Annotated in this window: 20 protein-coding genes; 5 read left to right on the top strand and 15 right to left on the bottom strand. The window is 71.1% G+C overall.

Annotation, left to right across the window (positions count from 1 at the left end; genetic code table 11):
- Positions 1-538: 538 nt before the first annotated feature.
- Together PAI11_RS16490 and PAI11_RS16485 are read right to left on the bottom strand one after the other, a co-directional pair.
- A complete protein-coding gene (locus tag PAI11_RS16490; RefSeq protein WP_244406559.1) occupies positions 539-1,462 on the bottom strand; it encodes an SDR family NAD(P)-dependent oxidoreductase in 924 nt (307 codons plus the stop codon).
- A 130-nt stretch (positions 1,463-1,592) separates the two neighbouring features.
- Positions 1,593-2,015, bottom strand: coding sequence for a Zn-ribbon domain-containing OB-fold protein (locus PAI11_RS16485; protein ID WP_040600674.1), 423 nt, complete (start codon positions 2,013-2,015; stop codon positions 1,593-1,595).
- Positions 2,016-2,076: 61 nt separating this feature from the next.
- Here PAI11_RS16485 and PAI11_RS16480 point away from each other — a divergent pair, with 61 nt between their 5' ends.
- Both PAI11_RS16480 and PAI11_RS16475 read left to right on the top strand, forming a co-directional pair.
- Entirely contained in the window at positions 2,077-3,237 is a 1,161-nt protein-coding gene (locus PAI11_RS16480) for a thiolase family protein (RefSeq protein WP_081488486.1), read from the top strand.
- A gap of 34 nt (positions 3,238-3,271) precedes the next feature.
- Positions 3,272-4,213: an MBL fold metallo-hydrolase gene (locus PAI11_RS16475; protein ID WP_007576834.1), complete on the top strand. Its 942-nt coding sequence runs from the start codon at positions 3,272-3,274 to the stop codon at positions 4,211-4,213.
- A gap of 96 nt (positions 4,214-4,309) precedes the next feature.
- Here the strand turns inward: PAI11_RS16475 and PAI11_RS16470 are convergent, their stop codons facing one another.
- Genes PAI11_RS16470 through PAI11_RS16435 form a run of 8 tightly spaced genes read right to left on the bottom strand, consistent with a single transcriptional unit; the run spans position 4,310 to position 13,578 of the window.
- Positions 4,310-4,726: a MaoC/PaaZ C-terminal domain-containing protein gene (locus tag PAI11_RS16470; RefSeq protein ID WP_007576832.1), complete on the bottom strand. Its 417-nt coding sequence runs from the start codon at positions 4,724-4,726 to the stop codon at positions 4,310-4,312.
- Positions 4,723-5,154 (bottom strand): MaoC family dehydratase N-terminal domain-containing protein, encoded by a 432-nt coding sequence (locus PAI11_RS16465; protein ID WP_007576831.1) that lies wholly within the window; start codon positions 5,152-5,154, stop codon positions 4,723-4,725. The genes PAI11_RS16470 and PAI11_RS16465 overlap by 4 nt, the downstream gene beginning before the upstream one ends.
- Before the next feature lie 50 nt (positions 5,155-5,204).
- Positions 5,205-6,659, bottom strand: a complete 1,455-nt coding sequence (locus tag PAI11_RS16460) for an MlaD family protein (protein ID WP_007576829.1) — start codon at positions 6,657-6,659, stop codon at positions 5,205-5,207.
- The gene (locus PAI11_RS16455) at positions 6,656-7,939 is read right to left on the bottom strand and encodes an MlaD family protein (protein ID WP_081488485.1); all 1,284 of its coding nucleotides are present in this window, start codon (positions 7,937-7,939) and stop codon (positions 6,656-6,658) included. Before PAI11_RS16455 ends, PAI11_RS16460 begins: the two co-directional genes overlap by 4 nt.
- Positions 7,936-9,588 (bottom strand): Mce/MlaD family protein, encoded by a 1,653-nt coding sequence (locus PAI11_RS16450; protein ID WP_138974372.1) that lies wholly within the window; start codon positions 9,586-9,588, stop codon positions 7,936-7,938. Before PAI11_RS16450 ends, PAI11_RS16455 begins: the two co-directional genes overlap by 4 nt.
- Positions 9,589-9,644: 56 nt before the next feature.
- Positions 9,645-11,027 carry an MlaD family protein gene (locus PAI11_RS16445; protein ID WP_040600673.1) on the bottom strand — a complete coding sequence of 461 codons (1,383 nt, stop codon included), beginning with the start codon at positions 11,025-11,027 and terminating at the stop codon, positions 9,645-9,647.
- Entirely contained in the window at positions 11,024-12,283 is a 1,260-nt protein-coding gene (locus tag PAI11_RS16440) for an MlaD family protein (protein ID WP_007576820.1), read from the bottom strand. Before PAI11_RS16440 ends, PAI11_RS16445 begins: the two co-directional genes overlap by 4 nt.
- Positions 12,280-13,578 carry an MlaD family protein gene (locus PAI11_RS16435; protein ID WP_007576818.1) on the bottom strand — a complete coding sequence of 433 codons (1,299 nt, stop codon included), beginning with the start codon at positions 13,576-13,578 and terminating at the stop codon, positions 12,280-12,282. The genes PAI11_RS16440 and PAI11_RS16435 overlap by 4 nt, the downstream gene beginning before the upstream one ends.
- 201 nt (positions 13,579-13,779) lie before the next feature.
- Here PAI11_RS16435 and PAI11_RS16430 point away from each other — a divergent pair, with 201 nt between their 5' ends.
- Positions 13,780-15,348 (top strand): 1,4-alpha-glucan branching protein domain-containing protein, encoded by a 1,569-nt coding sequence (locus tag PAI11_RS16430; protein ID WP_040600671.1) that lies wholly within the window; start codon positions 13,780-13,782, stop codon positions 15,346-15,348.
- Between the two features lie 65 nt (positions 15,349-15,413).
- Here the strand turns inward: PAI11_RS16430 and PAI11_RS16425 are convergent, their stop codons facing one another.
- The 5 genes from PAI11_RS16425 to PAI11_RS16405 all read right to left on the bottom strand — a co-directional run bounded on the left by PAI11_RS16425 (position 15,414) and on the right by PAI11_RS16405 (position 21,135).
- A complete protein-coding gene (locus tag PAI11_RS16425; RefSeq protein ID WP_007576814.1) occupies positions 15,414-15,962 on the bottom strand; it encodes a TetR/AcrR family transcriptional regulator in 549 nt (182 codons plus the stop codon).
- Positions 15,963-16,021: 59 nt separating this feature from the next.
- A complete protein-coding gene (locus PAI11_RS16420) occupies positions 16,022-17,797 on the bottom strand; it encodes an AMP-dependent synthetase/ligase (protein WP_007576812.1) in 1,776 nt (591 codons plus the stop codon).
- Positions 17,794-18,948, bottom strand: a complete 1,155-nt coding sequence (locus PAI11_RS16415; RefSeq protein WP_007576810.1) for an acyl-CoA dehydrogenase family protein — start codon at positions 18,946-18,948, stop codon at positions 17,794-17,796. The genes PAI11_RS16420 and PAI11_RS16415 overlap by 4 nt, the downstream gene beginning before the upstream one ends.
- Positions 18,945-20,162, bottom strand: coding sequence for an acyl-CoA dehydrogenase family protein (locus PAI11_RS16410; protein ID WP_040600670.1), 1,218 nt, complete (start codon positions 20,160-20,162; stop codon positions 18,945-18,947). Before PAI11_RS16410 ends, PAI11_RS16415 begins: the two co-directional genes overlap by 4 nt.
- 373 nt (positions 20,163-20,535) lie before the next feature.
- The gene (locus PAI11_RS16405; RefSeq protein WP_040600668.1) at positions 20,536-21,135 is read right to left on the bottom strand and encodes a TetR/AcrR family transcriptional regulator; all 600 of its coding nucleotides are present in this window, start codon (positions 21,133-21,135) and stop codon (positions 20,536-20,538) included.
- 99 nt (positions 21,136-21,234) lie between these two features.
- On the opposite strand from PAI11_RS16405, the gene PAI11_RS16400 reads away from it, so the two are divergent.
- On the top strand, positions 21,235-22,464 hold the full coding sequence (locus PAI11_RS16400) for a cytochrome P450 (protein ID WP_007576801.1): 1,230 nt from the start codon (positions 21,235-21,237) through the stop codon (positions 22,462-22,464).
- A gap of 99 nt (positions 22,465-22,563) precedes the next feature.
- On the top strand, positions 22,564-24,147 hold the full coding sequence (locus tag PAI11_RS16395) for a GMC family oxidoreductase (protein ID WP_007576799.1): 1,584 nt from the start codon (positions 22,564-22,566) through the stop codon (positions 24,145-24,147).
- Positions 24,148-24,182: the final 35 nt, after the last annotated feature.

The raw sequence follows: 24,182 nt of genomic DNA, 5'->3' as shown, positions 1-24,182 counted from the left end.
CCCGATACGACCCCGACCCACGCGTCACCAGCACCACGACCACGACCACGACCACCAGCAACGCAAGCACCACCCTCCCGACCAGACCACCAAGCACCGCCCCAGCGGTCCTCACGAGATCAAGGGCCTAGGGAGCGGAAGGCCGGGTGGTGGCGAACCCGGCAGCGACGCTGCGGCCGCGGTGGAGGTGTCGATCTTCATGGCGCTCCCGCTCAGCACGTCCGGTACCGGACGCGATCGCTCGTTGGGGTGTGCGACGTCCGTCGCACGACGAGACGACAAGGTACACGACGTTGACGGCCCGTCAACGTTTGGTTTGTGTTGCGGGCACTGCCGCCCGTGGGGCCGGCAGACCGTCCGGGTCCCGCACCGGTCGAGCAGCCCGCCGACACTCCACGACGAGGACGGCGCCGCGACCGGGGAGGCCAGATTCCGCATCCGCCCCCGACGGTGCGTCCGGTGCCCACGCACGCCTTCCGGTCGGCGTCGGCGCGCGACCGTCGGGACGGTGTCGACGGCCGGCCCCCCGAACGGGGGCTCAGGACCTCGAGCTCGGGGTGAGCCCGAGGTCGGGGAACGGGACGGGCCCGGACTGCGACCCCAAGGCGTCGAGGAGGAACGCTTCGACGTCCTCGACCTCCGGACGGTCCCCGAACGTCACCTCGGCCGCCACCGAGTACGGCGCGATCACCTGCGCGACCCCGCCTCCGCAGACGAAGACCTGACCGGTGTACCCGGAACCCTTCTTCCCCGCGAGCGCCGCCACGATCGGAGCGACGTTCTCGGGTCCCCAGGTGTCCGCTCCGTCGGCCCCCGTCGGCAGCTCCCCGAAGGTCCCTTCGGTCATCCGCGTGCGCGCCCGCGGCGCGATCGCGTTGCAGGTCACGCCGTAGCGCTGCATCTCCCGGGCCACGGTCACGGAGAACGACGCGATCCCGGCCTTCGCGGCCGAGTAGTTCGCCTGTCCGACGTTGCCGTACAGCCCCGCCTCGGAGGTCATGCACAGGATCCGGCCGTCGACCGGCGCCCCGGTCGCCTTCGCTTGCGCGCGCCAGTGGGCGCAGGCGGCTCGCGTCGTCAGGAAATGACCGCGGAGGTGTACTGCGATGCAGGAGTCCCAGTCCTCGTCGGCCATCGAGAAGATCATCCTGTCGCGGAGGATGCCGGCGTTGTTGACGAGGATGTCCAGCTGGCCGAACTCGTCGATGGCGCGCTGCACCATCGCGTTCGCGTCGGCCGCGTCGCTCACGCTCCCACCGTCGCCGACCGCGGTGCCACCCGTCGACTCGATCGCGCGGCAGACCTCCCCGACGGGACCGGGGTCAGCACCCTCCCCCCGCCAATCGCCGCCGAGGTCGTTGACCACGACCTTCGCCCCACGGCTCGCCAGCAGCAGAGCGATCTCGCGACCGATCCCCCTGCCGGCGCCCGTCACCAGCGCTACCCGTCCGTCGAGACCCATCATACGTCGCCTCCATCTTCGCCTATTGCTGTTGACCTTCGGCCCGTATGTTAATGATGATTCACTCAACGTGTGCGGAAATCTGCGCCCGAGCGAGCGCAGGGTGCGACACGCGGCGGCGGGGTGCGGGTCAGACCTCGGGCTCGGGGCCGAACTCGTACAGGGCCGCCTGCTCCCCGGACTCGGGGTCACCGCACGGCGCGAGCCCGACGACGAACCGCTGGCCGATGCGCCAGCGATCCCTCGCCCCGCCGATGACCGCCTGAACGCGGACGCCCTCGTCGAGATCGATCTGCCCGATGCCGTACCCACCACCGGCGACCATCTTTCGCCCGTACATCGGGGACGTGACGTACGTGTACGAGGCCAGGACGCCACGGCCGGCGAAGTCGACGTCGCCGACCGGCCGGAGGCACACCGCACACACCCAACGCCGCGGGTAGAACGAGATCTCGCACGCCGGACACCGGCTGCCCATGAGAACGGGCGTCGTCCCCTCGACCCGGAACAGCCGCGGATCGGTGGACACGTACTTTGGCACCGCGGACGTCATGACTGCTCCCCTCGGGGATCGGAAGTTCTGCGCATCTCTCGAGTTAATGTACATTAACTCGATGACCTCAGCAGCATCTCCGGCTCCGACCGACGTCGGCGTGGCCGGCGTCGGGATGTACCGCTTCGGCCGCATGGCCGAAGCGTCACTCCGCGAGATGGCCTACCGGGCCGGGACGGCCGCGATGCACGACGCGGGGGTGACCTTCGACGAGGTGGGGGCCGTCTATGTCGGCCACATCTCGCAACCCCTGATGACCGGCGTCATCGTGGTCAAGGAATTCGGCCTCACCGGCGTTCCCGTCCAGCACATCACCAACGCGTCCGCGACGGGGTCGACGACGTTCCGCGAGGCGTACCACGCCGTGGCGGGGGGCCAGTGCGACATCGCCCTGGCCCTGGCGTTCGACGACATGGAGGCGATGCCTCCGCCCGGGGAGCGCGCGGCGAGCGTCGACGGCGTGATCCTGCCGGCGGCGTTCTTCGCCTTGTGGGCGCGGCGGCGGATGGAGACGCACGGCACCACCGCGGAGACGTTCGCGGAGATCGCGGCGAAGAACTGGAACCACGCCGCGCTCAACCCGATGGCCCAGCGCCACGCCGATCACGTCGTGACCGCCGAGGAGGTCCTCGCCTCGCGCATGGTCGCCGACCCGCTCACGTCGAAGATGAGTGCGGCCGTCGGCGCCGGCGCGGCGGCGGCGATCGTCTGCACGCGCGAGGTCGCCGAGCGCCTCCGTCCCGATCGGCCGTTCGTTCGCGTCGCCGCCTCGGCGCTGCAGACCGAGCGCTATCAGCCCGATCACGTGTTCGTCGGGCCCGTGACCGGAGCGTCCGAGATGACCCGGCACACGGCCCGGGAGGCGTACGAGCGCTCCGGGATCGGGCCGGAGGACGTCGATCTCGCCCAGGTGCACGACGCCTTCCCGATCGAGGAGCTGGAGTACTACGAGCTCCTGGGGATCTGCGAGGACGGCCACGGCGACGAGCTCGTGCGCACCGGCGCGACGAGGCTCGGGGGTCGCATCCCGTTCTCCACCGACGGTGGCCTGATCGGCCGCGGGCACCCCGGAGGCCCGACGGGCCTGGCGCAGATCTGGGAGACGACGCTGCAGCTCCGCGGTGAGGCCGTCGGCCGTCAGGTGGACGGCGCGCGGGTCGGGCTCTGCCACATGGTGGGCGGCGGCAGCGTCTGCGCCGTCCACATCCTCGTGCGCGACTGACGCGATCCGTGCCCACTACGACATCGAGAGTTCCATGACCAACGCCCTGCCCATGCACACCCCGGCTCCCGGGGTCCTGCGATTCACGATCCCGCTGCCGATCACGTCGCCGGATCATCTGAACGTGCATCTCATCGACGTCGACGGGCGGTGGGTGCTCGTCGATCCGGGGCCGGTGGACCGCAACGGCCTCGTCGCCGCGACCCTCGCCGACGCGGACATCGAGCCGGCGGAGGTGCTGATCACCCACGGGCACGTCGATCATTGGGGGGGCGCCACGGACTTCGCAACGACGGTCCTGGCGCACGCAGCGTGCCGGCAGAGCTTCGAGCTGGCCATGGACTTCACCGCCGGTGGCTCGTCGACGGTCGCGGTCTCGCGCTTCGGTCCGCGACAGCACGCGGGCGGAGGTGCCGAGCGCGCCTTCCGCGGGTTCCGTAAGCTCATCGGCGGCGTGCCGTCCGTGCGTGACCTGGTCGACGGGGAACGCCTGGGTGCGTGGGAGGTCCTCTCGACGCCCGGGCACGAGCCGGCGCACCTCTGCCTGTGGCGGGCATCCGACGGCGTCCTCCTCTGCGGGGATCTGCTGCTTCCGGACTTCACCCCGAACGTCCAGCCGGCGTTCGACGGATCCGACGCGCTCGAGGCGTTCCTCGCCTCGTTGGCGAGAGCCGGCGACCTCCGGCCGACGCTCGTCCTGCCGTCGCACGGGGAGCCGTACGCCGACGGTCACGCTCGCGCCGGTGTCCTGAGGAAGCACCACGAAGTGCGCCTCGATCGGCTTCGAGACGCCCTCCGTGACGGCGCGGTGCCCCTTGCCGAGCTCAGCGGCACGATCTTCGGGGTCCGGGCGACGACGGCCGCGGACCGGATGCTCGCCGAGATGGAGACGTGGGCCCACCTGGACTACCTGCGCCGCCGCGGCGAGGTGGAAGCCGGGGACGACGAGGTCTGGAAGGCCGTCGTCTCGGTCTGAAGCCGCGGCGGACGGCCGTTGCCCCCATGCGGCCGCGCGCCGACGGGGGCAGGCCGGACCCCCGCGACGGTGCGGCCGGCCCGGCGGTACAGGCCGTCAGGTCAGGGCGACCCGCGCCCCGCCGGTGAGCGTAACGGTGCCGTCTTCGAGCGTCACCCGGAGATCGAGGTCCGCAATCCGCTCGCCGCCGATCTCGCCGATCCTCGTCACCGTCCCCGTGCACACGGGGCGGCCGTGCACCGGGGTGATCGCCCCGAACCGGACCTCGTAGGACCGGAGCCGGTCCTGGGGTGCCCAACCGGTCAGGAGCCGGCCGAGGTACGCCATCGAGAGCATGCCGTGGGCGAAGACGTCGGCGAGGCCCGCGGACTCCGCGACGTCGCGGTCGATGTGGATCGGGTTGTGGTCTCCGCTGGCCCCGGCGAACAGCGCCAGCGTGGCCCGCGTGATCGGCGGGAGTGCAAGCTCGGGGAGCTCGGTGCCCTCGGTGACGTCCTGCCATGCGACCGTCATGCGGCGCTCCGGGGGCGGCGCTCGATGATCGTCGACCGCAGGTCCGCGACCGGTGCGTCTGCGGCGTCGCGGACCTCGACCGTACGCACGATGAACTGCAGCGCCCCGCCGCTCTTCTCGAAGACGTCGTCGATGCGGGACCTGTAGGTCAACGGCTCGTTCGCGACGGCGACGCGGTGATAGTCGAACGCTTGGGTGCCGTGCAGCACGTGGCGGAGGTCGACACCCATCTCGGTGAGATACCCGAAGCCGTCGGGTCGCTCGGCGTCGAGCCCCATGAGGAAGGTCGGGGGTACGGGCAGATCGTCGTACCCGGCGGCCCGCGCCGCCGCGAGATCGGTGCGGATCGGATCCGCATCCCCGATCACCTCGGCGAAGAACCTGAGTCGTCCGCGCTCGGCGACGGTCTCGAAGGTGCCGGTGCTCATACCGATGAATCGCTGTCGTTGCATGGTCGTCCCTGTGCTCGTGCTGGTCGTCATCGCGTCGTTGGCGTCGTCGTGGCGGCCGACGTGACCGGCGGCGCCTCGCGCAATCGGGGGAACTGCATCGTCCGTCCGTCGACGTCGAACGGGGACTGCACCCGACACGGCACGTTCCCGTTCGCTGCGAGCACCCCGAGTGGCCCGGCGCTGTTCTGCGTGTTGTCGCACGAGAACGCCTTGAGCGGGAAGTCCTCGAGCGCGCCGGGCCGGGGGTACGGATTCGACCTCGACGTCGGCACCCGCTGGGTGCTGGAGACGAGTAGGTCGTCCGAGACGACCGGCAGGAATCGCAGGTACTTGCGCTGCCGGCCGGAGGAGTCCGGCGCGGAGGCCTGCTCCGCCGCTGCCGTGTTGGCGAAGGTGACGAGGAGCTCCCGTCGGTAGGCCTTCAGGTAGGCCGACACGGGCTGGACATCGGCGGTCACCGGGTCCAGCGTGTCCATCGCCGGCCCCAGGGCGTCGACGATGCCGCGGAGCTGGGGGAGTCCTCGATCGACGCGCGGAAGGACGGGATCGAGGTCACGCAGGGTCGTGCGCAGGTCGGGCGCGAGGGTCCGGAGGTCGTCCAGAGCCGGCCGGACGAGCGGGATCACGGGGCGCAGGTCCGCGAGGACGGGGCGCGCGATCTTCGCGGTCGCCCGAACCTGGTTGACCGTCTGTCGTGCCTCGTCGGTGAACCGGGGGAGCGCGTCGATCGTTGCACTCAGGCTGCGGCTGACGCGGCCCGTGGCGTTCAGGGCATCGTCGGCGCCGCGCACGAGCTCCTGCGCCGCGCCCGTGTGCTCCCCGATCTCGGAGAACGTGGCGCCGAGATCCCGTGTCCCAGAGGCGACCTCCCGCGACTGGCGGTCGAGGACGCGCAGGAGCCCGTCCGCGCCCTCCAAGGTCGGGCCGAACTCGCCGGCCGCCTCGTTCATGGAGGGTCCGTTGCCCCGGACGGCGGACGCCGCCGAGGTCAGGACGCGTTGGAGGTTCCGTCTGGTCGGGGCGTCGAACGCGTCGACCAAGCGGTCGATCTCGACGGTCCTGATGACCTGGCGGTCCGGGATCTTCCCGCCGTCGGCGATCCGGGGCCCGGATCGCCGACCGTAGGAGAGCGCGATGAAGGTCTCGCCGATCAGGGTCTTGGCGCGGAGCGTCGCGCGGGTGTCAACAGGCAGCGGGGCGTACTTCGGGTCGATCGCGAGGGTCGCGCGGGTGACCCCGCTACGGCCGGGGAGCCGGACGACCTCGACGGCCTTGCCGACGCTCACGCCACTGATCCGCACGTCGGCGTAGCCGGCGAGCTGGGCGCCCTGCCTGAAGTCGACCACCACCTGGTACTGCTTCGCGCGCAACGGGACCGCGCCGCCGAAGCTCGACCAGAAGAACAGCAGCAGTGCGAACGAGCTCAGGGCGAAGGCGACCATCACCATCAGCTGGGCGGCGTGCGGGCGATTCTTGTTCACTTGCAGACCCCTAGGGCGGTGACCAGGCCGACGACGCCTCGCAGCAACGGGTCGGCGTTCAAGGTGGCCTTCACCGAGTTGCAGGACAACGTGACCTGACCGAAGTACGCGTTGCCATTGGCGTCCTGCCGGGAGAGGATCGAGTTGGCGTTGTGCAGCACCCAGGCGAGGTTGAAGCCGAAGCCCTCGTCGGACCCGGGTGGGTTGTACGCCGCTTCGTTGACGAGATACTGGCCGTCCTTGCCGACGGTGCGCAGGGCCGGGAGCTGGGGGGCGACACGGTCGACGGACCGCCGCGCCGACTCCAGCGGACCGACCGCGCTGGAGCTGAGCGTCGCGACGTGCCGAAGATCGTCCGGGAGCTCGCGCAGCAGCGGATCGACGTCGGGGAGCGCGGCGCGGACGTCGTCGAGCGCCGGCCGCAGCGGCGTCGACGTGCGACGCAGCTCGCCGGCGAACTGGCCGGTGGCACGCAGCGCCCGCTCGGCGGTGCTCAGGGTCGACGGCAGCTGTGCGAGCGCGCGCTGGAGCTCGGGGCCGCGGTCGCCGATCGCCTTGAACGTCGTGGCGCCACGCTCGACGGAGTCACCGATCGCCTGCTGGTGCTTCGCCAGCTCGGCGGTGAGGACGCCCAGGCGACTCACGAGGTCGCGGGCGGCGGCGCGCCGCTCACGCACCGCACGCAGGACGGTGCCGGTGCTCTGCAGCGCGGGGGTCGCGACGCGGAGCGCGCGACGGAGCGTGTCGGGCTCGGACCCGAGCCCCTTTGCGGTCGCCTGCAGCGCCTGCTGGAAGTACGCGCGGCTGTCGGCGTCGAGCGACTGCAGGATCTCGTCGATCTGGACCTGCGACACGGTCTGCGCTGCGGGGAGGACCTCTCCGGTGTCGATCTTCGGGGCCTTCGGATTCCCGGGATCGAGGTCGATCGTCATGTCCTGCAGGCCGGTCCGGGGCCGGAGGGTCAGCCGGGCACCCTCGTGCACGGAATCGAGCTTGTCCTGCTTGATGCGGACCTTCACCAGTGCACGCCCGTTCCTGCGTCGGACGCCGGTGATCTCCCCGACATCGACGCCGGCGACCTGGACCTGCTGCCCCTGGCCGGGTGTGACCGCTTGGGCGGAGGAGAAGTCGGCCTCGAAGGTGTACGCCCGCTCGCCGGGGATCGGGAAGCGCTGCTGGACCAGGATGTAGCCCCCGACGACGGCCGAAAGGGCCGCGGCGCCGATGATGACGCCGACCGCCCACCAATACTGCCGCAGGGCCATGCGCAGTGATCTCATCGGCGGGTCCTCGTCGTGGTGGTCGTGATCGCGTTCAGGGGGCGGAGAATGCCCGCGACCATGCGATCGAGTGCGCCGTTGCCGGACGGCCGGCCGTCCGTCGCCACGGTGCTCGTCGAACGGGCGCCGGTCTTGGGCGGGGCGGCCCCGAGGGCTCGGGTCAACGCGTCCTGCATCGGCCTGATGCCGGCCTTGTCGGTGCCCCGCAGATCGGCGTGCTCGTCGACGAACGTCTTCACGGCGCCCCGGACACGGTCCCGATCGATCGGGACCTTGCGCTGCCGGCCTCCGAAGGGCGTCGGCGCGACCGCGAGCCTCGGGACGTCCTGCGTCTCGCACGCGACGTCGGGCCGGTACGGGGGCGGTGCGTCGCGCTTGGGCGGGATCGAGCCGAGGATCGGCTCGGACGCCCGCGTCTCCTGCCGGCCACCGCCGCTCCCCGTCGAGACGAGGTAGTCCCCGACGCTGACCAGGAATCGCTCGTACGGGCCGTTGGCGTCGTAGTTCTGGATCTGCCCGCCGAAGGCGACGGAGGCCGAGAGGATGTCGCGGTAGAGGGGTTGGCCGGAGCTCAGCGGCCCGTCGGGAACCTCGGTCTGGAGGATCGGGATGATGTTGCGCCTGAGGCAGTTGGCCACCGGGCGGATCGCGGCCAGGGCGTCCGCGGCGGGCTCGGCGGCGTTCGCGACGCTCCGCGCCGTCGGACGGAGCTGTCGGAGGAGCCGTTGGACCCGTCCGCGACGCGCGACGGTCGACGTCGCCCGCAGGGCCGGCTCGGCCAGGTCGAGCGTGGACGGGAGCCGGCGCGCGAGCGGGGTCGCCGTGTCGATCAGGTCCTCGGCGGGCTCGATCGCCGAGTCGGTCTGCCGAAGTGCCGGGCCGGCCGCCCGACTGACGCGGTCGAGTCCGGACAGCGTTCCCCGGATGCCCTGCTCCTGGGCGCCGGTGGCGGCGAAGGTGCGCGCTCCGTCGCGGAGGACGCCGGAGAGCGCAGTCCGGTCGCGGGCCAGCACGTCCATCACCCGCGAGCTCTCCCGCACGGTGTCGGCGAGATCGCCGTCGGTCCGGCCACGGAGGGCACGGGCGACGACCGAGAGGTCCCTCGTCGGCGCGGGCAGGGCACCGAGCACGCCCCCGAGCTCGCCGGCCCCTCCCCCGTCCAACGTGCGCCCGAGGTTGCGAAGCGTGGTCCGGAGGTCCTCGCGGGTGTTGCCGTCGAACACCGAGAACACCTCGTCCGCCGCGACGGCGACCGTCGTCGCCCCAGGTGGTATCGCCCGGCCGCCCAGCGGCGGGGCTCCCGGGGTACCGGGGGCGATGTCGAGGAAGAAGTTGCCCTCCAGGAACAGTCGCGGACGGATCTTGACGGTGGCGTCCTGGCGGATCGTCGGCGTGTCGGGCTTCAGTTCGACCGTGACTGCGGAGAAGCCCGGCCGCCCCGGGGCGGGTTCGATCGCGGTGACGCGCCCGGCGTCGACCCCCGCGATCCGCGCCTTCGTCGCCGTGGCCGCGCGCAGGGCGAACGAGTCCGCCGTGATGATCGTCAGCTTCGGGCCGCCGCCCCCGGGGACGCCACGGAACACGAGGACGACGATCACGGTGGCCAGAAGAATCGTCGCCGCTCCCCACAGCACGTGCCGTCTGCGCACCTCCTCGACCGACTGCCGCCGGTTCCTGCGGAGCGGTCGGAGACGGTTCAGCGCCTTCATCGGGGTCCTTCCGGGATGCCGGCCGGCCGGGGCGTTCGGGGGTTGCGGACTGGGGCCTGAGCAGGATCGCGACCGATCAGCCCTCCGCGTCGGAAGGTCTCGTTGCCGATCGCGCACCCTCCCGGGACGTTGTCGGGGTACACCTGGTACCGGAAGTCCGGCGCGACGTCGGGGCTCTTGAAGTTCTGGATGCCCAGGACCTGCAGGGGGGCGCGGAACCAGTTGCCGTACTCGTCCCCGTCGCCCAGCATGTCGGCCGAGTTCCGGCCGAACAGGCCGAGGTAGTTGCAGCGGATCTCGAGCGGGGCGACGTGCTGCAGCACCGCCAGCAGGTTCTGGCCGATCGGGTCCAGACGGGTCAGGGTCGCCGTGGTGGAGTCCTGCCTCGCGAGGTCGTCGAGGGAGGCGAACGTCGCGCGCAGCTGCGGACCGAGCGTGATCGCCCGCCGCAGGACGGGGACTCCGACCTCGACGGCGTCGTGCAGCGCGCCCACCGTCCGGGGGAGGGCCCGGACGCCGGGACGCAGCTCGCGGGCCAGCGATGCCGCGTCCAGCAGGACCGGGGAGACCACCGGCTCGGCCCGGAGGACCGCCTTCTCCAGCGCGGGGGTCCGGTCGATGCTCTCCCCGAAGGTATCGTCCGCCCGTGCGAACGCCCCCAGCGTGTCGCGGGCACCGGGGATCGCGGCCCGCAGCCGGGGAGCGACGGGTGACAACGCCCCCGAGGCCCGATCCAGGCCGGAGATGAACCCGTCGAGGTCCGTGGACGGATCCGCGAGCGTCCGGAGCACGCGCCCACCGTCCAACAGCGCCGTGGGCAGGATCGAGAGGCCGGCGTTGAACTGCGCCCCGCGGCCCGCCGCGGCGGAAGCGAACTCCTTGACCACGCGACGGACCGCCCGGCGTCGCCCGGCGTCGAAGGCGTTGAAGAAGTCCTGCACGTCGACCGCGGCGCTCGACTGGGACTGGGGGAGGACGCCGCCGGCGGCGATCGTCCTGCGGCTCCGTCCGAGCTGCAGTTCGACGAACTTGGCGCCGATGACGCTCTTGGGCCGGATCCGGATCGTCGAGTCGGTCGGGATCGGCCCGAGACCGCGGTCGAGCTTCAGCTCGAGCGACGAGGAGAACGCGCCGGGCGTGGTCCGGCTCTTGCGGGCCGTGATGCCGTTGACCTGCCCGACCCGCTTGCCGCCGATCCGGACGTCGACGCCCGTGGTCAGCTGCTGCGCGTCGGCGACCTCGGCCGTGATGTCGTACGTCTCGACGAACGGCAGTCCCGAGTTCGCGTTGTAGGCCAGGAACACGGCGACCAGGGCGATGAGCGCCGTCGCCGCGCCGATCAGGACGGGGCTGCCCGCCAACGACGACCGGCGCCTCATCTGCGTGCTCCGGTGTCCGCGGATCGCGCTTCGGTCTGCCCGTTGCCGTCGTCGGCGAATCGCGCCGAGCAGCCCGGCGCGGTGCCGGCGAGCGCGAGTGGGAGGCACGACAGCGGCGCGATGAGGTTGGCGCCCACGATGTGGCCCTTGCTGTTGAACCTCGAGATCGCGAGGCTCCCGTTGTAGAAGAACTTCAGCAGCGACTCGGGGACGGCGTTGGCGCGGAGGCTCGGCGTCAGCTGCCCGGCGAGGTCGGTGGCCGGAGCCAGCGACTCGACGTCGCGCTCGAGGAGCCGGAGCTGCGGCTGGAGTCGCCGGAAGACCGGTGCGCCGACCGCCGAAGCGTCCGACACGCGCGAAAGGGCGGGACGCGCCGCCTTCGCGAGGGGCGGCAGGTCGCCGGCGAGCCGACGGACGGCCGGCGTCGCCTGGCGGATCGCGGCGAGGGTGGGGGTCCCGTCCGCCGTCAGGCGTTGGAGCGATCGCAGGACGGGCTTGAGTGCGCTGAGCGTCGGAGGAAGGAGGCGGATGGCCCGATCGAGCTCGGTGCGGTAGCGACTCGTGACGGCCAAGGTCGTCGCACCGTTCTCGAAGCTGTCGCCCAGCGCCTTGCGGCTCGCGGCGAGGGCACCGACGACCGTGTTCGTCGCGGCGAGCAGGCGCTTCAGCGCGTCGCGGTCCCGCCCCACGATCCGTGTCGTGTCCCGGGCGTACTGGAGCGTCGGGACGGCGCGCCGGATCGCCGTGGACAGGTCCTCACCACGGGTGGTGAACCCGGCCCCGAACTCGTTGAGGAGCAGCTGGAACCGGACGTTGATCGGCTGGCCGAGCATCGCGACGACCTGGTCGAGCTCAACCGGGCTGCTGTTCCGCGCCAGCGGGACCGTCGGCGTGCCGCCCGCCCCGGCCTCGAGCGGTCGTGCGCCCGGGGTGCCGGGGTCGCAGTTGACGAACTTCTCACCGATCAGCGACTGCGGTTCGATCGTGCACCCGCCGTCGCGCCGGAACGGCAGGAACTGCGGGTCGATCTGCATCGAGACCCTGGCCCGTCGGTCGGGCGTCAATCGGACACCGGTCACCGAACCCACCGGGGCGCCGGCGATCCGCACGTCCTGCCCCTTCCCGACGCCGCTGGCGTTCGGGAAGATCGCGTCGACCGACGAATCGGAATCGGCCGCGGAACCGCCGCATCCCGAGACGGCCGCAGCCCCGAGCAGCGACGCGATCGCCAAGCGCACGACCGATCCCGGGGTCATTTCGCCTCCTCCGAGGTCGGCGACACGGCCCCTCCGAGAGGGACGCCGTCGGGGTCGCAGGTCCCGCCGAGGCCGACCGGCCACGGGTTGGAACCGTCGGCCGCCGTCTGGGTGGTCCCGCCCGGGCACCGTCGCAGGACACGCTCCTGCGGGGTCGACAGGTTGGTGCCCGTCACCGGTCCCAGCAGGTCGACCAGTCCCCCGAGGCCGTCCGAGAGCGGCGCCGGGACCAGCTCTTCGGGGATGGTGTCGTTGCTGACGTTCAGCGAGATCCGCGTGTAGTGCCCGTTGGCGTCGTAGCCACCGGCGGCCTTGCCGGAGTAGAACGACGTCAGCGTGCCGATGACGTCCGGGGTGTAGGGACGCGCCTCGTCGATGATGCCCTCCGCGGCGTCGAGGGCGGCGGTCGTCTGCTGGACCGCCGGCACCGCCGAGCGGGCGAGGCCGGGGAGCGCATCGAGGCCGCGCCTGAGCGACGGGACGGTCCGCCGCGCGTCGGCCAGCAGCGGCGGGACGTCGCGGAGGAGCGGGCCGGTCTCCCGCAGGACGCCGGACAGCCGCGGTGACACCGGGCGGAGCGACCGCAGCAGCGGCTCGGCTCGGCGGAGGAGCGGCCGGACGCCGGCGAACGTCCCGTTCGCTCGGTTGATGACCCGCGGAGCGCGGCGAATCGTACGAGCGAGTGCGTCGCGCTCGGACGCGACGGCGCGCAAGGTCGTGGCGCTGCCCTCGATCAGCGCACCCAGGTCGTCACGCCGACCGGCCACGACGGACGAGACGGCGGCGGTCGCGGAGATCAGCCGCCGGAGGGCCGGCTCGTCGGCGGTGATCTCGTCGAGGGTGCGCCGCGTCTGGGTCAACGTGGGGTTGATCTTCTCGAGGAAGGTGTTGGTCGCCTGCTCGTTTCCGCGCAGCGCCGTCGCGCCGCCACGGACCACGTCCCGGAGGTACGCCCGGCTCCGCGTGTCAAGCGTGTTGATCACGGTGTCCACGTCAACCGCGCCGCGCGTGTCGACGGCCTCGATCGTGCCCCCGTCGGCGAGAGGCTCCGCGTCGTCGGGTCCCGGTTCGAGGACCACGATGCGGTTGGCGATGCTCGACAGCGAGGTGTTGCGCAGCACGGCGCGGGTCCCCCGGTGCAGCGGTCGCACGCGATTGTCCTCCAGCTGCAGCTCCACCGCGGCCTGACCGCGATCGTTGAGCTCGATGGAGGAGACCGTTCCGACGGTGCTGCCCCCGACCTTGACGAGGTTGCCCTTGACGAGCTGTCCGGCGTCGGCGAACTCCACCGTCACCCGGTACGGATCGTCGCGGCCCGAAACGACCATTGCGACGACGACCACCGTCAGCAGGAGCGCAACGAGCAGGAGAAGCGGGCGCGGGAGTGGGTGTCGAGATGGCATATTTCGATCGGTGTGCTACGCCGCACACGTCGTGTTAATCGACATTAACTTACTCTCCGTCGACGATGTGTTTTCTTCCTGTTCGATGCAGTGATGAGCGCCTCGGGCACCCGTCCCGCGCAGGCACTCTTCTCGTCGACCACGGCCTCCGCGACCAGCACCGACCGTCTCAGGCCGCGGCGGGGGATCGACATGCCTGACGATCCCGCCGGTCGGCCGGGACGGACCGACCGTGCCTGCGACGTCAGCCGACCGGGCGCCCTCGCGATCGTCCTGCACACGCACCTCCCGTACGTCGAGGGGTTCGACACCTGGCCGTTCGGCGAGGAGTGGCTGTGGGAGGCTGCGTCCGCAACCTACAGGCCGCTGCTCGACCTGCTCGAACGGCATTCGCACGGCCCGGCCGTGACCGTCTCGGTGACGCCCGTGCTGGCCGATCAGCTCGCGGCCCGGGGCGTCGCGCCGCGGTTCGACCGATTCCTGAACTCGACCCGCGAGCTCGTGTACGGCGCCGAGATCGACGACCTCCGACGACAGGGTCTGCCCGGTGAGGCCGCGGCGCTCGAGGTCCTCCGCAGGCGGTACAGGGAGACCTGCCGCCCGTCGGGCGCCGCGATCCGGGACCTCGCGCGGGACCTCGTCCGGGTCGCGACCTGGACCTCGAGCGCAACGCACGCGATCCTGCCGCTCGTCGCGACCCCCGAGGGCCTCCGGGCGCAACTCGGCGTCGGCGTCGACGGCCACCGCCGGCGTGCGGGGGATTGGGCGGGCGGACTGTGGCTACCCGAGTGCGCGTACTCCCCCGGCCTTGACGACGCGCTCGCCGAGGCCGGGGTGCGCACGACCTGCGTCGATCTGACGGACCGTCTCGGCCGGGGGTCCCGCGACCACCTCCAGCCGTACCGGACGACGGCCGGCACGGTGCTCCTCCCGCTCGACCGCTCCCTGATGGATCTCGTCTGGTCGGACGGCGCCATGCCCGCCGGCGCCCCCTACCTCGACTCCCACCACCTGACGCGGTACCGACTCCGAGCCTGGAGCAACGACGGACGGCCATGGTGCCCCCGTCGGGCGCGCGAGCGGGCGCGCAGCGACGCCTCGGTGTTCGTCCGGGCGGTTCGCGAGCGAGTGGCGACCGGCGGTCTGGCGACGGTCGCGTTCGACACCGAGTTCTTGGGCCATGCGTGGGCGGAAGGCCTCTGGTGGCTGGAATCGGTCCTGGACGAGGCCGTCGCACAAGGCCTCCAGATCACCCATGCCGACCTCGCCGGCGGTCCGGAGTCGCGCGCTCGCGCGTCAGCTCTGCCCGACGCGGCGGCGACGACGACGACCTGGGGCCGGGGACACGACCTCTCGACCTGGAACGGCCCGCGCGTCGCCGCCCTCGCGAACGAGACGGTGCGCTTGGAGCGCGCGGTAGTCGACGCCGGTCCCCGGGCCACACCTCGCGCCTGGCGTGAGCTGCTCGCCGCGCAGTCCAGTGACTGGGCGTTCCTCCGGACCTTCGCAACCGCCGGAGACTATCCCGACCGGCGCTTCGCCGACCATGCGGCCGCGCTCCGCAGCGAGCTGGCCGCGCCCGGAACCCTCCCCAGCGAGCTCCGCGGACTCGCCCCCCACATCGAGGAGGCGATGTCGGCGGGCAGAGTCGGTCCCCGCTGAGGGTGTGCACCGCAGGGGTCCGCTCCGCGCCTACGACAGTCCCGTAGCGGGACACGGTAGGTGACTCAGATGGCGAGGCGCGTCGCCGCGCCGTCGACGAGATCGACGAGCAGGTCTGCGTACGCCACGTTGCCCCGCACCGACGCGGGCCAGTGCGCCGCGGAGAGCAGCATCCCGATCAGCGCGTGGGCGGACGCCTCGATCTCGTCCGGGCTCCGGTCCGGTGCGCAGCGCTCCAGGGCGCGAACCCACCGGTCGACGAACGCGCGTTGCCGGCGGCGCAGCCGGGTGCGCTCCGCGTCGGACAGCGATCGCTCCTCACGCATGTACACGCTGACCAGCGCCCGGTCGCGCAGGGCGAACTCCGCGTGCGTGCGCGCCAGGGCGAGCAGGTTCTCACGCGGGTCGTCCAGCGGCGGGCCCGCGAGCTCCAGCAGCCGATCCATCGCCTCGTCGAACAACGTGGTGAGGATCTCGGCCTTGCTGGAGAAGTGCCGGTAGATCGCCGGACCGCTGATCCCGACCGCCGCACCGAGATCGTTGACGCCGACCGCGGTGAACCCGCGAACGTAGAACAGGTCCTTCGCGGCGTCGAGGATCAGCCGCTCGCTCATCCGTTCGCGCACGTCACCGACTTTACCGGCGGACCCCACGACCCGGCCGCCCCCCGCTTTCACGTCTCGTACAACGCGTTCAGGACGTCGGCGAACTTCTCGTGGACCACGTTCCGTTTCACCTTCGAGGTCGGGGTCAACTCGCCCGTCTCCTGCGAGAGGTCCCGTCCGAGGATGGCGAACTTCTTGGCCTGCTCCACGCGCGCATACGAGGCGTTCGCCTCGTCAACCGCCCGCTGCACGACTCCGCGGATCGTGGGGTCCTCGTGCAAGCCGCCCGCCGGGACCTCCGCGCCCGTCTCCGCCGCCCAGGCCGCAACGCGGTCGACGTCGAGCGTGACCAGGATGACGGGGTACGGCCTGCGGTCCCCGTACATCACCGCCTGGCTGATCCACGGGGAGCGCTTGAGGTCGTTCTCGAGATTCGCGGGCGCGATGTTCTTGCCCCCGGCGGTGATGATGATGTCCTTCTTGCGACCAACGATGTACAGGTAGCCGTCCTCGTCGATCCGTCCAAGGTCGCCCGTGTGCAACCAGCCGTCGACGAGCGTCGCCGTGGTCGCCTCGGGGTTGCCGTGGTAGCGCCCGAACACGTTGGGTCCCCGGACCAGCAGCTCGCCGTCCTGGGCGATGCGGATGTCGACGCGGGGCAGCGCCCGACCGACGGAGCCGAAGCGATGGTGCTCCGGCGTCGACAGCGTCGCCGCCGTCGACGTCTCGGTCATGCCGAAGCCCTCGAGCACGGGCACCCCGGCCGCCCAGAAGAACTCGAGGACCTCCGGGGCGATCGGGGCGGCGCCGGAGACGGCCCGACGTACGCGACCCCCGAAGGCGTTGCGGACGTTGCTGAACAGCGTCGCGTCGAACTGGTCGTAGGCGCTCTGGAGGTCCGCCGGGACCGGGCTCCCCGCGAGCCGCAGGTCCTCGACACGACCGCCGACGTCGACCGCCTTACTCAACGTCTCCGCGTCGACCGCGGAGGTCACCATGCCGTAGATCTTCTCGAAGATCCGCGGAACCGACGGCAACATCGTCGGCCTGACCTCCGAGAGCTCGGGGATGATCTGCGTCGTGTCGCCTCCGAAGTACGCCACGGTGACGCCGCGGTCCAGGGCCGAGAGCTGGATCAGCAGTGCCATCGCGTGCGCCAACGGCAGGAACAGATAGACGACGTCCTCGGGCTGGATGAGGTCGGCCTCCCGCACGATCTCGAGCATCGCTCGATAGTTGCCCTGTGACAGGACGCAGCCCTTCGGGGGCCCTGTGGTCCCCGACGTGTAGATGATCGTGTAGTCGTCGTCGGGGCCCGTAGCGGTGCTTCGTTGCTCCAACGTAGCCCGGTCGATGGACTCGCCGCGCGTCACGACGTCGTCCAGGGACAGGTCTGCGTCGGGCCCGCCGTCACCGTCGATCACCACGACGCACTCGAGATGCGGGAGGTCGCCCCGGATCTCGTGGACCTTGGCGGCCTGCGCACCGTTCTCGGCGATCACGACCTTCGATCCCGCGTCCCCCAGGACCCACGCGCATTCCTGCGGCGAGTTGGTCGGGTAGATCGGGACGACCACGAGACCGGCCAGCGTGATCGCGAGGGACGCCGTCGTCCACTCCGGTCGGGTCTCCGCGAGGATCGAGACGCGGTCCCCCGGCTTGAGACCGAGGGCCACGAGTCCGCGGGCGACGTCGCGGATCCGGTCGTCCAGCTCCCCGTAGGTGATCTCCGGCCATTCACCGTCGTGCTTGTGACGCAGCGCCACGTCGTCTCGACGGCCGTCGGCGATCGACGAGACGAACCCGGCGAGGGTGCGGCCGTCGAGGGCCTGATCGCTGCTCATCGGACGCCCGCCGCCTCGACCGCCCTGCGCGCCCGGGCGAGGGACTCGTCGGCGAGCCGGTCGGCCGCTCCGCCGACACCGCCGACGAGTCGCCGCGACAGCTGCGCCCGCCGGAAGTAGAGCGGGGCGTCGTGCTCCCAGGTCGCGCCGATCCCGCCGTGGACGTTGATCAGGCTGCGGGCGGCGAAGTCCAGCGCCTGCCCCGACGAGTAGCGCGCCGCGCTCGCGGCCATCGAGACGTCGTCAGGTGCGGCTCCCGCCGCCCATCCGACGTTGAGGAGGAGCGCCCGGGCGTTCTGGAGCCGACGCAGGGTCTCGACGAGTTCGTGCTTGATCGCCTGGTAGGAGCCGATCGCTCGCCCGAAGGTGAATCGCTCCTTGGCGTAGGCGGTCGCCAGCGCCAGGCAGGTGTCGACGGTGCCGACGGCCTCGGCGGCCAGCAGGGCCTGGGCGCTGTACCAAGCACCCGCGATGTCCTGTTCCGAGCACGAGAGCGCGGTGGCGACCGCGCCGTCGAGGTGGATGTTCGCCATCCGGCGCGTCGCGTCGTACCGCGTCTCGCTCTCGATCTCGACGCCCGCCGCACCTGCGTCGACCACGAGGGCCACCGGCCGGCCGTCGTCGATCGCGACCACCACGAGCAAATCGGCACCCGGCGCGTCGGGTACCCAACCGACGGTCCCGGTGACCGACCACGCCGAGCCGTCCCGGTGGACGACCGGAGCGGCGATCCGCTCACCGTCGATGCCGTCGACGGTCCAGACGTCGTCGTCCACCCGTGGCGACGGCGGGCAGGCCGGCACATACACCGGCCGGAGCTCACCCTCGGCGGTCGGCGCCGCCGCAGGGTGGTCCCCGAGGCTCAGCAGTGCGGCGGCGGGAACCACTCCGATGAACGGCACCGAGGCGAGGACCTTGCCCAGCTCCTCGGCGACGAGCATCGCCTCGAAGAGGCCCAGCTCGATGCCCCCGTGCCGTTCGGCGACGACCAGCCCGGGCCAGCCCGCGTCCACCGACGCGGGCCAGAGGTCCGGCAGCGTCCCCGGTGTCTCCAGCGCCTCGCGGGCGGCGGCGACCGTGTCGAAGCGCGAGAGCACGCCCCGCGCCGCGTCCCGCAGAGCGATCTGCTCGTCGGTCAGTTCCAGGTTCATGCTGCGAGTCCTTCCCGTTGGCGCGCGACGAGCTCGTCGAACGTGATCTTCTTGTCCAGCCGTGGCTCCGGCGGCAGGCCCATGACGCGCTCTCCGACCGTGTTTCGCAGGATCGGCTCGGCGCCGCCGGCGGATTTGAGGCCCGGCAGGAACGAGATCAGATACGCCCATTCGCCGGGCTCGACGAGTGCGTCGGGTCCGTTGACGTCGGCGATCAGGTCACCCGCGGCGATCACGGCGTTGACGGTCGTGATCTTCGCCAGCCCGAACTCGGGTCCGGGCACTCGGCCGTCAGCCAGCTGCGACAGCGACTCGAGTCCGCGGAACCGCACCGCGAGCAGCTCCACGACCACGTCCGCCAAGCGCGTCCGGAGCCCGCTTTCGCGGTCCATCCGTGGACTCGCCGCCACCGCACCCGCGAAGCGCTCCGGGCTGTAGCCGAAGCCCTCGGTGCCGAGTCCGATCATCATCCGCTCGTACATCAGGACGGTGAGCGCCGCGCCCCACCCTCCACCCTCGCCACCGACGACCATCTCGTCGCCGCCGACCGCGACCTCGTCGAGGAACACCTCGTTGAACTCCGCCTCGCCGGAGATCTGGCGCAGCCCTCGGACGGTGACGCCGTCGGCGTCCATCGGAACGATGAACATCGTCAAGCCCTTGTGCTTGGGCTGGTCGCCGTCCGTCCTGGCCAGGCACATCCCGAACCGCGCGAACTGGGCGTTCGTCGTCCAGACCTTCTGGCCGGTCAGTCGCCATGTGCCGTCGTCGTCCCTCCGTGCGCGGCACTGCACCGCGGCGAGGTCCGACCCGGCCGCCGGCTCCGAGAACAGCTGGCACCAGATCTCGTCCCCGTGCAGCATCGGAGCGAGATACCGCTCCTTCTGCGCCGCGGTGCCGTTGACCATGATGCACGGCCCCATCAGCCCGAGCCCGATCACGTCGATGCCACCGGGCACCCCGGCGGCCGCGAGCTCCTGATTGACGATCACCTGATCGACGGGGCCCCTCCCCGGGCCGCCGAACTCCGCGGGCCAGGTCACGCCGACCAGACGGGCGTCCGAGAGCTGGCCCTGCCAGGTCCTGCGCGCCTCGATGTAGGCAGCGTCCTCCATGTCACCTGTGCCGGGCGGGGCCTCGAAGCGGTGCTCCGCGATCCAGGCCCGGACCTCCGCCCGATACTCCGCCTGCTCCTGAGAGTCGTCCAGATCCATCTCATCGCTCCTTTGCGCCGGGGGCCGGCGCACGTCGTTTCGCCGTCCACGGGGTGGGGCGTCGGACGCACGGCGGTGCCGTGCGTGGCCCCGCCGCCGGCGGTCCGGGTGATCCACATGTGGCGTCTCGGCCGGGCCACCCCGTGGGCAGAAGTTAGCGAAGATTAACCGAAAAGGAAAGACATCCACGAAGCCAGAGAAGTGCACTGACGGGCGCTCGATCAGCCGATCAGGACTCCGCAACCTTCAGACGCATACGAGCCCGTCTGCACCGGTTAATATCCACTATCCAGATCTTCGGCCACTGACCCACCCGCCCAGGCCGACGAAGCACCGCGTCCCCGGTCGGTCGCGACGCGTCGCATCATCCGGACTAGTCGACCGGGACGACCGTCCGCCAGAGCCGCTCGAGCGCCTTCAGGAGTGCGACGTCGGAGACCCGGGGCGCAGAGAGGTATTCGGTGAACGACCGCTCGGTCATCCAGACCAGCGAGTAGGCCAGCGCTTCAGCGTCCTCGGACCGGAGGTCCGGGTCCGAGGACGTCGCCCGATGGACCGTGTTGACGGTGAACCAGTCGTGGAACTCGCGCCAGAAGACCGCGACATCCGCGTCGTAGGTCGCGGCCTCGACGACCGCACGCACCGTGACCCTGTGCTTCACGAAGGCATCGAGCACACCCCTGAGCGTGGACCGAAGGTCGTCTGTGTCGTTGCGCAGCCACGGCTGGGCCGCGGTCCGTGCATCCACCTCGAAGCCGCCCCCCAGAGCCAGGATGAGCGCCCGCTTGTCCTGGAAGTACGCGTAGAACGTCGGCCGGGAGACGCCGGCCGACCCGGAGATCTCACCGACGGTCAGCTCCGCGAACGCGCGGCCCTCTCCCAGCAGCCGCACGGTGGCGTCCAGGATTTTGACGCGGGTCTGGCCGCGTTGGTCCGCGGGACTCGTGGACCGGCGCGACAGGACAGACGACACGTCTTCGACGATACCGCATGACACTGTCGGTTGACAGGTTGTAAACCGGTGTGGGAGGTTCGTCCGTACCCCGTCCTTCGCCGAACATGGACCTCCCTCATGAGCACGACCGAACAGAACCTCGACGCCGTCCGCGTCGCCGACCCCGAGCACTGGCGGGAAGGCCCGCCGCTCGGCCTCTTTCGCGAGCTGCGGGCCACCAGCCCGGTGCACTGGTCCGAGGGGATGAGCTCGTTCCCTGACGAGCCGGGGTTCTGGTCGGTCACCAACCAGGAGCTCGTGCGAGAGGTCAGCCGCGACTGGAAGACGTTCTCGTCCGAGCTCGGCGGCATGGTCGGCATGCCTTGGGTCCAGCTCGAGGTCCAGAACGGCATGTTCATCGGCATGGATCCGCCCAAGCACGATCGGCTCAAGTCGCTCTTCCAGCGCGGGTTCACGCCGAAGCGGACCGCGGAGCACGAGCCCGCGATCCGCGAGATCACCCTTGGCGTTCTGAACGGCTTGAAGGGGCGCGAGAGCTTCGACGTCGTCACCGACCTGGCTCAGCCCGTCGTGTCCCGCGTGATCGGGTCGTTCATGGGCATCGACCCGGCCGACGACGCGATCTGGGCGCGACTGATGAACCAGCTCGTCGGCGGCGACGACGCGGAGATGAACCCGGAGGGCCCGCAGTCGGTGATCGACAAGGTGATCCCCGAGATCGTCGGACGCTGCCAGATCCTCATCGACGCGCGCCGAGCCGAGCCGACTGATGACCTCATGAGCATCCTCGTGCACGCCGAGATCGACGGCGAGATGCTCAGCGACTGGGACATCGTGATGGGCTTCATCCTCCTGGTCACCGCCGGCAACGACTCCACGAAGGCGACGTTCTCCAGCGGCATGAAGGCGCTGCTGGAGAACCCCGACGAGCGGCAGAAGCTGATCGACGACCCGACGCTGATCCCCGGCGCGGTCGAGGAGTGCCTGCGGATGTTCCCGGCGTTCGCCCACTTCCGGCGCACCGCGACCAAGGACACCGAGCTCGGTGGCACGCCGATCAAGAGCGGCGACAAGATCATGATGTGGTACCCGTCCACCGGTCGCGACGAGACGGTCTACGACGACCCCGACCGCTTCGACGTCACCCGCAACCCCGAGCACCAGGCGTTCGGGGCCGGAGGCCGACACTTCTGCCTCGGGACCGCGCTGGCGCGCCTGGAGCTGCGGGTCATGTTCGAGGAGACGCTCAAGCGCTTTCCGAACCTCGAGTTCGCCGCGCCGCCGCGTTACGCGACGGCGATCTTCGTCAACCAGCTCACGACCTTCCCGGTCACCACCAACGCCTGAGCACCCGCGGCACCACCGCACCGCCGGACCCGAGCTCGGGCGGTGCCCGCCGTCTCATCCCGGGGCCGATCGGGCCCGTTCACCGAGTAGGAGATTCACATGTACGACTACGTCATCGTCGGGGCCGGCTCTGCCGGCGCCGTCCTCGCCGCCCGTCTCACCGAGGACCCCACGGTCACCGTGGCGCTCCTGGAAGCCGGTGGCGCCGACACCGACGAGGAGATCCACATCCCCGCCGCGTTCGGCGCGCTCTTCAAGGGCCGCCGGGACTGGGACTTCCACAGCGAGCCGGAGCCCGCCCTCAACGGCCGACGGGCGTACCTGCCGCGAGCCAAGGTGCTCGGTGGCTGCTCGTCCATGAACGCGATGGTCTACATCCGCGGAAACCGCGTCGACTACGACGAGTGGGAGGCCCTCGGCGCCGAGGGCTGGAACTACGACGATGTCCTCCCGTACTTCAAGCGCTCCGAGGACCAGGAGCGTGGCGAGGACCTCTACCACGGCGCCGGCGGCCCGCTGCCGGTGCGGGAGAGCCGCTCGATGAATCCCGTCGTCGATGCGTTCGTCGAGGCCGCCAACCAGGCCGGGCACGAGAAGAACCCCGACTTCAACGGAGCCCGCCAGGAGGGCTTCGGCCGGTTCCAGACCACCCAGGAGAACGGCATGCGCGCGAGCACCGCCGTTCGCTACCTGCATCCGGTGGAGGGCCGCGAGAACCTGACCGTCATCACCGAGGCCATGGCGTTGCGCCTGGTGTTCGACGGCGACCGCGCGTCGGGCGTCGAGATCGACCACGCGGGCACGATCGAAGAGGTCCATGCCACCCGTGAGGTCCTCGTCTGCGCAGGCGCCTACCAGTCCCCGCAGCTGCTGATGCTCTCCGGCATCGGCCCCGCCGAGGGCCTCGCGCCGTTCGGGATCGAGGTCCGGAAGGACCTGCCGGTCGGTCAGGGACTGCAGGACCACTGCATGGTGCTGATGAACTGGTCAGCGGACTACGAGTCCCTGATGACCGCGCTCACGCCCGAGAACGTCGTCCAGCTGCAGACCGAGGGCACCGGCCCGCTGACCTCCAACATCGCAGAGGCCGGTGGCTTCATCCGCACCCGCGCGGGCCTGGACGCACCGGACTGCCAGTTCCACTGTGCCCCGGCGCTGTTCTGGCAGGAGGGCCTCGGTCCGGCCGTCGAGCACGGCGTGGCGTTCGGCCCCGGCGTCGTCAAGCCGACCAGCCGCGGCGCCGTGACGCTCCGGACCGCCAACCCGCACTCCAAGCCGCGGATCATCCACAACTACCTGACGACTGAGGACGACCGCGCGACAATGCTCGCCGGCGCTCGCGTCGCACTGGAGATCTCGCAGCAGGACGCCCTGAAAGACTTCATCACCGGCGCGTTCCTCGCCCCCACACCCGACGTCTCCGACGAGGACCTCTGGGACTACGTCGCTGCGAACACGATGACGATCTACCACCCCACCTCGACTTGCGCGATCGGCCCCGTCGTCGATGCCCGGCTGCGGGTCCACGGCATCCGGGGCCTGCGCGTCGTCGACGCCTCCGTGATGCCGAGCATCGTCCGGGGCAACACCAACGCCCCAGTCATCATGATCGCCGAGAAGGCCGCCGACCTGATCCGCGAAGACGCCACCGCCGCCGTCACGGACGTCGCCGCCACGGCCTGACCCGACGACGCGCTCACCGGCGGCCGGGCGCGGGC

Origin of the sequence: Patulibacter medicamentivorans, from assembly GCF_000240225.1 — a bacterium.
GTDB lineage: Bacteria > Actinomycetota > Thermoleophilia > Solirubrobacterales > Solirubrobacteraceae > Patulibacter > Patulibacter medicamentivorans.
This window is presented reverse-complemented; position numbering and strand designations above follow the sequence as displayed.

What these genes read in the sequence shown, in the direction of transcription:
- PAI11_RS16490 (WP_244406559.1), bottom strand. Translation starts at nt 1,462, where the DNA reads ATGGGTCTCGACGGACGGGTAGCGCTGGTGACGGGCGCCGGCAGGGGG.
- PAI11_RS16485 (WP_040600674.1), bottom strand. Translation starts at nt 2,015, where the DNA reads ATGACGTCCGCGGTGCCAAAGTACGTGTCCACCGATCCGCGGCTGTTC.
- PAI11_RS16480 (WP_081488486.1), top strand. Translation starts at nt 2,077, where the DNA reads ATGACCTCAGCAGCATCTCCGGCTCCGACCGACGTCGGCGTGGCCGGC.
- PAI11_RS16475 (WP_007576834.1), top strand. Translation starts at nt 3,272, where the DNA reads ATGACCAACGCCCTGCCCATGCACACCCCGGCTCCCGGGGTCCTGCGA.
- PAI11_RS16470 (WP_007576832.1), bottom strand. Translation starts at nt 4,726, where the DNA reads ATGACGGTCGCATGGCAGGACGTCACCGAGGGCACCGAGCTCCCCGAG.
- PAI11_RS16465 (WP_007576831.1), bottom strand. Translation starts at nt 5,154, where the DNA reads ATGAGCACCGGCACCTTCGAGACCGTCGCCGAGCGCGGACGACTCAGG.
- PAI11_RS16455 (WP_081488485.1), bottom strand. Translation starts at nt 7,939, where the DNA reads ATGAGATCACTGCGCATGGCCCTGCGGCAGTATTGGTGGGCGGTCGGC.
- PAI11_RS16445 (WP_040600673.1), bottom strand. Translation starts at nt 11,027, where the DNA reads ATGAGGCGCCGGTCGTCGTTGGCGGGCAGCCCCGTCCTGATCGGCGCG.
- PAI11_RS16440 (WP_007576820.1), bottom strand. Translation starts at nt 12,283, where the DNA reads ATGACCCCGGGATCGGTCGTGCGCTTGGCGATCGCGTCGCTGCTCGGG.
- PAI11_RS16430 (WP_040600671.1), top strand. Translation starts at nt 13,780, where the DNA reads ATGAGCGCCTCGGGCACCCGTCCCGCGCAGGCACTCTTCTCGTCGACC.
- PAI11_RS16425 (WP_007576814.1), bottom strand. Translation starts at nt 15,962, where the DNA reads ATGAGCGAGCGGCTGATCCTCGACGCCGCGAAGGACCTGTTCTACGTT.
- PAI11_RS16420 (WP_007576812.1), bottom strand. Translation starts at nt 17,797, where the DNA reads ATGAGCAGCGATCAGGCCCTCGACGGCCGCACCCTCGCCGGGTTCGTC.
- PAI11_RS16415 (WP_007576810.1), bottom strand. Translation starts at nt 18,948, where the DNA reads ATGAACCTGGAACTGACCGACGAGCAGATCGCTCTGCGGGACGCGGCG.
- PAI11_RS16410 (WP_040600670.1), bottom strand. Translation starts at nt 20,162, where the DNA reads ATGGATCTGGACGACTCTCAGGAGCAGGCGGAGTATCGGGCGGAGGTC.
- PAI11_RS16400 (WP_007576801.1), top strand. Translation starts at nt 21,235, where the DNA reads ATGAGCACGACCGAACAGAACCTCGACGCCGTCCGCGTCGCCGACCCC.
- PAI11_RS16395 (WP_007576799.1), top strand. Translation starts at nt 22,564, where the DNA reads ATGTACGACTACGTCATCGTCGGGGCCGGCTCTGCCGGCGCCGTCCTC.